Origin of the sequence: Protofrankia sp. CiP1_Cm_nod2 (assembly GCF_920664355.1) — a bacterium.
In the GTDB taxonomy this organism is placed as follows: domain Bacteria; phylum Actinomycetota; class Actinomycetes; order Frankiales; family Frankiaceae; genus Protofrankia.
Map to the genome: position 1 here is coordinate 17,494 of NZ_CAKKTL010000096.1, position 1,539 is coordinate 19,032.

The window sequence follows — 1,539 nt, forward strand, 5'->3', positions numbered from 1 at the left end:
CTCCGCCTCGACGACGACATCCGCACCGCCGGCGACCAGCCCTCTACCGCCCCGCGGGCACCGACACCGCCCGGGACGCGGAGGGATGCGCCACCGGGCAGGCCGGGCGTACCCGTCCCGGTATCCACCGACCGCGATCTCTATCCGACGATTGTCCGTGACGCGGGCCGTTCCTGGCCACCCACATCGGCCTCGGACAGGTCCGCCCCGTCCGAGCATGCTGACCCGGTCTCTTCGTCCCGGCGCCGACCGCGCCGGCCACGCACCACCGCGCTTGTCGTGTCCGCCGCGGCAACGGCGGTGCTGCTCGCCATCGCCATCGCCATCGCCGTCACAGCCTCCCGTGGCGAGGACTCCCCTGCCTTCAGCGTCAGGGCCTCCCCCGTCCCCCAGCCGCTGGGCTCCCCCCTGACCAGCCACACGAGCTGGGTGGAGTCGATAGCCTCCGCCCCGGACGGACACACCCTTGCCAGCGCCAACGGCGATGGGACCATACGCCTGTGGGACGTCTCCGACCGGACCGCCCCTCGCCCCCTGGGCGCCCCCCTGACCGGCCACACCGACAGGGTGCGGTCGGTGGCCTTCAGCCCGGACGGGCGGACTCTCGCCAGCGCCAGCCACGATCACACGGTACGGCTGTGGGACGTCTCCGACCGGACCGCACCCCACCCCCTGGGCGTCCCCCTGACCGGCCACACCAACACGGTCGTCTCGGTCGCGTTCGCTCCGGACGGGCGCACCCTCGCCAGCGCCGGCGAGGACCGCACGGTACGGCTGTGGGACGTCTCCGACCGGACCGCACCCCACCCGCTTGGCGTCCCCCTGACCGGCCACACCGACTGGGTGGGCTCGGTGACGTTCGCTCCGGACGGGCGCACCCTCGCCAGCGCCAGTGGCGACCGGACCATACGCCTGTGGGACGTCTCCAACCGGAGCACACCCCACATCCTGGGCACCCCCCTGACCGGCCACACCAGTTGGGTGGTGTCGGTGGCCTTCACCCGGGACGGGCGGACCCTCGCCAGCGCCAGCGACGATCACACCATACGGCTGTGGGACGTCTCCGACCGGAGCGCACCCCACCCCCTGGGCGCCCCCCTGACCGGCCACACCGGCTGGGTGTGGTCGGTGGCGTTCACCCCGGACGGGCGCACCCTCGCCAGCGCCGGCGGCGACCGGACCGTGCGGCTGTGGGACGTCTCCGACCGGACCGCACCCCACCCCCTGGGCACCCCCCTGACCGGCCACACCAACGGGGTGCGGTCGGTGGCCTTCACCGCGGACGGACGCACCCTCGCCAGCTCCAGCGACGAGGCGATACGGCTGTGGGACATGGGCTGACCAGCCCCGCGAACATCCCTGGGAGCCCGCGGTCACGCCCTGGCGGCACCTGAGGCCCGCCAACGACAACGGGTGTTGGGATTTTCCCAATCGATCAGGTAATCTGGCCGTATGGACGGCATCGGGGACCGGGTGTTGGAGCACATCCGGCGGGTCCGCCACACCACCCCGCAGCGGGACATCGCCGAGGAGATCGGG

General features: G+C 73.2%; 1 protein-coding gene. It reads left to right on the forward strand.

What is annotated here, in order from left to right:
• On the forward strand, positions 1-1,341 hold a 1,341-nt coding region (locus tag NBW84_RS12635), incomplete at its 5' end, for a WD40 repeat domain-containing protein (RefSeq protein WP_250284800.1).
• Between the last annotated feature and the right edge of the window lie 198 nt (positions 1,342-1,539).